Annotated in this window: 7 protein-coding genes and 1 pseudogene; 6 read left to right on the forward strand and 2 right to left on the reverse strand. The window is 36.4% G+C overall.

Annotated elements, in window-relative coordinates; translation table 11 throughout:
* The 3 genes from I1J71_RS08480 to I1J71_RS08490 all read left to right on the forward strand — a co-directional run.
* On the forward strand, window positions 1-1,044 hold a 1,044-nt coding region (locus tag I1J71_RS08480; protein ID WP_195184439.1), incomplete at its 5' end, for a replication initiation factor domain-containing protein.
* Window positions 1,044-2,399 (forward strand): FtsK/SpoIIIE domain-containing protein, encoded by a 1,356-nt coding sequence (locus I1J71_RS08485; RefSeq protein WP_195184440.1) that lies wholly within the window; start codon window positions 1,044-1,046, stop codon window positions 2,397-2,399. The genes I1J71_RS08480 and I1J71_RS08485, both read left to right, overlap by 1 nt.
* Window positions 2,400-2,444: 45 nt before the next feature.
* On the forward strand, window positions 2,445-2,594 hold the full coding sequence (locus tag I1J71_RS08490) for a hypothetical protein (protein ID WP_195184441.1): 150 nt from the start codon (window positions 2,445-2,447) through the stop codon (window positions 2,592-2,594).
* Between the two features lie 5 nt (window positions 2,595-2,599).
* Here the strand turns inward: I1J71_RS08490 and I1J71_RS08495 are convergent, their stop codons facing one another.
* Window positions 2,600-2,917 (reverse strand): plasmid mobilization protein, encoded by a 318-nt coding sequence (locus I1J71_RS08495; protein WP_195184442.1) that lies wholly within the window; start codon window positions 2,915-2,917, stop codon window positions 2,600-2,602.
* A gap of 38 nt (window positions 2,918-2,955) precedes the next feature.
* Window positions 2,956-3,519 carry a hypothetical protein gene (locus I1J71_RS08500; protein WP_195184443.1) on the reverse strand — a complete coding sequence of 188 codons (564 nt, stop codon included), beginning with the start codon at window positions 3,517-3,519 and terminating at the stop codon, window positions 2,956-2,958.
* Window positions 3,520-3,685: 166 nt separating this feature from the next.
* Between I1J71_RS08500 and I1J71_RS08505 the strand changes: the two genes are divergently transcribed.
* The 3 genes and pseudogenes from I1J71_RS08505 to I1J71_RS08665 form a co-directional block, all read left to right on the forward strand.
* Window positions 3,686-3,961 (forward strand): hypothetical protein, encoded by a 276-nt coding sequence (locus I1J71_RS08505; RefSeq protein ID WP_195184444.1) that lies wholly within the window; start codon window positions 3,686-3,688, stop codon window positions 3,959-3,961.
* Window positions 3,962-4,436: 475 nt separating this feature from the next.
* The gene (locus I1J71_RS08510) at window positions 4,437-4,802 is read left to right on the forward strand and encodes a hypothetical protein (RefSeq protein WP_195184445.1); all 366 of its coding nucleotides are present in this window, start codon (window positions 4,437-4,439) and stop codon (window positions 4,800-4,802) included.
* Window positions 4,803-4,966: 164 nt separating this feature from the next.
* Window positions 4,967-5,175: pseudogene (locus tag I1J71_RS08665) on the forward strand (replication initiation factor); the annotation flags it as partial.

Consider the following 5,175-nt stretch of genomic DNA (forward strand, 5'->3'; position numbering starts at 1 on the left):
TCGGGAAAAAACTTTTATAATCGAGGCGCAACGTTAGGAAACTACGTGAACGTGTTTTGGAACGATTACGCGGATAAAGAAAATCCAGTTAGACGAAATAGCTCGGCAACAATGAACGTCGTTTATACGGGTCAAGGTTCTACTGATTTGGCTCTAAGAAATGATAATGACTGGGTTAAAATATTTACGATTTTAACGACGTATGAGCCGAAAAACAAGCCAAAACCAAAAGATGATGAAGAAGATAAACCCGCGGTAAATATAACGCGTATTGATATCGCGTTAGATGATTATGATGAACTCGTTAAATTTGATGATATTGAGCAAAAACTCAAAAAGGGGCATTATCGGTCATCAAAACGCTCGTACAATATTGTCAAAACCTCAGACCAGAATGGTCAAAAGTTAGGCGAAACAATCTACATTGGCAACGCTCGCACCGCGAGCGGCAGTCGCGGGAATGTGTATGCTCGTTTTTATGATAAGCTAGCGCAGTATCGAGAAAAAAATCAGTTAGTAACGTCTGATATCCGTGAACATTGGAAAAAAACAGGCAAGGAAGTTTGGCAACGTTACGAGATTAGCTTTTCAAAAGGTTACACAAATAGCATTGTCGAAGCCATACTAAAAGGTGAAAGTATTGATAAAATCTTCAAGAGCTCTCTTCGAAATCTCCTAGAAATTTTAACCCCGAGGGGCAAGAATAAAAATCGGTGGTATAAAACTAAATGGTGGGAAGATTTTTTGCAGTACGATGAAAGAAAAGGCTTCGACTTACCAGAGCGCGATGTCATGCTTGCTGAAACTCTCGAATGGCTTCGAGTTGCGGTTTTGCCGAGTCTGAACGTACTAGAAAAAATCGGACAAGAGCGCGGATTTGATATCTATGATTTAGTCCGCAAGGCAAAAAAACCTGTTGAGTTATCGAAAAAGCAGAGCCGAATCATTTCGGATACACGAAACAAGTCAGACGAAACAATTAACGACTATCTGACGAAATTTTTACTTGGTATGGAAATTAAAAGAGAGCGAGGTGGCGAATAATGGCAGTCATCTACAAAAAAAACGCTCAAAATATATACAAAATACCGCTATATCGTCTGTTTTGGTTCTGGTGGTTGTTAGTTGTATCTTTAGCTGTTTTGTCCTCGATAATCGGATTGATTATCTCTATTAAAGCTGTTCAGTTTGCTCTCTGGTCGCTTGTGTGCGTTTTGACGATTTGGCGAGCGTATTCACTGACTCGGTCAGTGATCAACGCGAAGTCAATCAAAACGTACATCACGCAAAAAGGAGCAGAACGAGCTATCACAAAGAGCCTACTCGCAACAATGTCAGTCAATCAACTGCGCGATACTCCACACATCGCTGTTCCGAGAGTGAGGGTAGGCGCAAGCCTACCCTCTCACGTAAAAGTGACCGTGGAAAAGCTCCCAGGGATGTATGAGCTAGACAAATTGACCGAGGATATAAACTCCAGTTTTCGCGGAAAATTAGGCGCTTATGCTGTTGTTTCAAGCCGAATAACTGACGACGGTCTGTACTATAAATTTGTGCTTGAAGATAAAGGCTCGGATAAAACTTGGCGACCAAAGAGCCTTGAAGAGATGAAGCAGAAGAGCCATGAAATCAAATTACAGAATGATTTGATTATAAATCTTGCTGATAAACCGCATATAATCGCTTGGGGCAAGTCTGGGAGTGGTAAAAGTAGTTTGCTTTTCTCAATGATTTTACAACTGTTTATGAGCGGTTCTGAGGTGTATTTTATCGACCCTAAAAGCGAGTTTTCAGCCTTTCAAGAGTTCTATCCTCTGGAACGTATTCAAGAAGATACTGAAGCGATTTTGAAACTGCTGAGACACGTTTGCGATGAGCTGAGAAGACGACAAAAAATCGTCGCTAAAGCTGTCAAAAAACAGCAAAAAATCGGCTTGCGTGGTTATGATATCGGTTTGACTCCGATTGTCGTCGTCGCTGATGAAATCGGCTCGGCTGTCGCGAGTATGGACAGCAAGCAGAAAAAAGAGTTTTTGGCTCTGCTCACTCAAATAGTGCAAAAAGGGCGGTCTGTATCTGTTTTTTGTATCGTCGCGACACAAAGTCCGAAAACTGATACCACGCTTTCAAGTGACATTAGAAGTCAGTTTGCGACCAAAATATTATTAGGTTCTGCGAATGCAGAAACGCAACGCATGGCATTTGATGGCGAGGTCGCAACAAAGGGCGGAGTTGAACGCTTTAAAGGATTTTATATCTCTGACGGTAAGACAGACGAAACCCCGCTTTCTTTTGCTGTGACTGATTTGCATACACATCATCTAAATGACCTTAAATGCTTTGAGCGAGCTTATAAAATGGGTTTTCAGTCAGATGAGCATAAAAAACAGACAAGATAGAAATAATAAAAAAAAAGTCATATCTTTCATGCTAAAATTTTAGTTATGAAAGATATGATTTTAAATATTAAGAAAAAAGCAATAGCTTTAGATTTAGATGCTGATTATATAAGCATTGAAAATCAGTTAATAGATTTGAAGAAACAGATAAAAATATTAGATGAATTTTTGGATTTAAAAATATCAGACATGTGAGATTTTTATTTCCAAAATTCCCACCATTTTTTTGATGTTTCTATTAATTTTGTATCACGATTATAGATAATTTGCTGAAGATTTGCTATCTGCATATCTTTTGTTTTCAACTGGTCTTTTAATATTTCAATGATATCATCAGTGATATCATTTTTGTTATCACTGATATTATCGTTGATATCTTCTTTGATATCGTCTTCTAAAATGATTCTTTTGATAAATTCATTTACAGAAATACCTTTATCTTTTGCCTTTTGTGTGATTATAGCTTTTTCTTCTTGTGTGGTACGTATTATGATTTGTACCTGTTTATTTTCTGTCATGATATCACCTTTTATATCTAAATGCTATCTCTATTATATCATTTTTCTTTAGTATATGATTGCACTGGATTGTTCAATCTACTTGAAGCACGTATATAATCAAAATCCGTCATATCTGTTAATTCTGCAAAATGGATTGTAGCTTTATCTTCATTCCATTTTTGAAGGTCGAGCGGTTCAAAAAATTTTTGAAATAGAGCCGTCAGCATAACTTCCATTGCTTCTCTTTTTGTGACCCTTGGCGCTTCATATTGTTCTGCTTCTAGTTGTTGCTGATGACTTTCATTTGTCTGATTATGAATATCTTCTATGTAGTTTTCAAAGTTTTGACGATATTCTTCTAATTCTTCAATATCAATATCGCTATGTTTGAGTAGATAAGATTCTACTTTTTTATATAATTCTTGTAGTTGTTCATCAGTAAATACTTTCGTGTGTTTACGTCCGATTAGTTTACTTTCTGCATTATCCCAAATACCTAGTTTTTTGAGTACTCTTGTAAATTTAATTCGTAATTTTCTTTGATTTTTTTCTGTGTTTGGAATTTCGAATCTTGTACATTGTTCTTCTATGAATTGGGTTAGAGTTGTATAGTTTTCCATGTGGAAACCTCCTTTTTGTTACATGTTATAGTTATATTGTACACTGTTTTTATTTAAAAATCAAACAATAAAGGCATTTTTGTTAAAAATTACAATGCACAACTGTTGACAGTGTACACTTAGTGTGATATACTTAAGATGTAAAATGAAGGAAAGGAGAAATAACATGGTTATTTCAAGTAAAGAATTTCAACCAGTTCTAGCTGATGTTATAAATTTTATTGAAGATGGTAAGATTCCAGAACCAGCATGTCAGCAGTTTCAAAAGCAACAAAATCAAGTGGCTGACGAGCTCGGTATAGCATATGAAAACAATATCGGCTTGTATGAAATTTTTGATTATTGTGAGAAAAACAATATAGATAATGAATCAGTAAATTTGTTATTTAGTGCGTTGAAATATAATAATCAGAACATCAAGAACTTGTATGGATTGAAATAAATTTCTTTTCGTCGGCACAATCTAAAAAAGCACGACGATCAAGCAAAGCGTCAAGGAGGAAAGTCGAAGACGTACCTTGCGCGGAGCTGTCGTTGTGCTAGATTGTGGAAGACGAAAGAAAAGAAATTTATTTTGAAATCCTAAAAGAATCTTTTCAGAGGTGGGGTGGAGCGTCCTACGCTCCTCGGGTGTGGGCAGAGGCCCACAAGAAATTAAGGGTTTACATCTAAAAAAAATTGATGTAAAATAAAAAGTGTCTGTTAGTTTTCAAACTACTGACAGACACAAAAAAAGTCTTACTATTGCCGCCAAGCTTCTCGTAAGACCTCAAATATTTTTCAAACTAAAAAGATTATATCAGATTGGCTTTGTAAAGTCAAACATATAATTTTATAAAAATTTGAGTGTCTTTTCTAATCTTGACTTTGCGGTTTATGGTAAGCAAAATCAAAATTAGAAAGGACATTTTTTTGATATGTCACAACTTGAAAAATTAAAAGCTCTGCAGGAGAGCAAAAACAAAACCGCAAACTTAACTTTATTTAATAACGTCGTTGTAATCGACGTAGGAATTAAGCCGAGTCAACATTTTCCAAAATTGAAAGATGATTTAGGAAACAAAATCAAAGACGAAAATGGCAAGGATAAGCGTTCCGAAGTTTCGGACGGTTATACTTACTCTTTCGTTGAATTTGCAACTGGAAAAATGGTTAAAATTGTTCTTCCAGAGGAGCGCAAATTTGAGCTCTTGGGCTCTTATAAGGTCGTAGGATTTGGCTACGACATTAAGTCAGCTAATATGATTTTCATTGAACAGAAAGGTCAGATTGCTGAATATTAGCCGATAACGTGGGCACTGTGGGAGCAACGCTCCCACAGTGAGTGCCCCCCTCAATAATCATGGGGGCACCACGTACATCGTGAGGTGCTGAAAACCTTAGAATGACAAGGCTTTAGATACAATTTGGCACTTTTAAAAATTTTGACAATTAAGGATATATAAACATGCAAAAATACAAAATAGACTGGCTCTCGTTTTCGGTCAGATGTTACGATGAAGAGCCAACAAATACACTAGATGAAAATCTGTTGGAATTGCTCGGTTATGATTTTTCCGAAGAATTTAGTCGAGATATTTCGGGAAAAAACTTTTATAATCGAGGCGCAACGTTAGGAAACTACGTGAACGTGTTTTGGAACGATTACGCGGATAA

The organism is Streptococcus infantis, from assembly GCF_015546995.1.
GTDB classification, from domain to species: Bacteria; Bacillota; Bacilli; order Lactobacillales; family Streptococcaceae; genus Streptococcus; species Streptococcus infantis_J.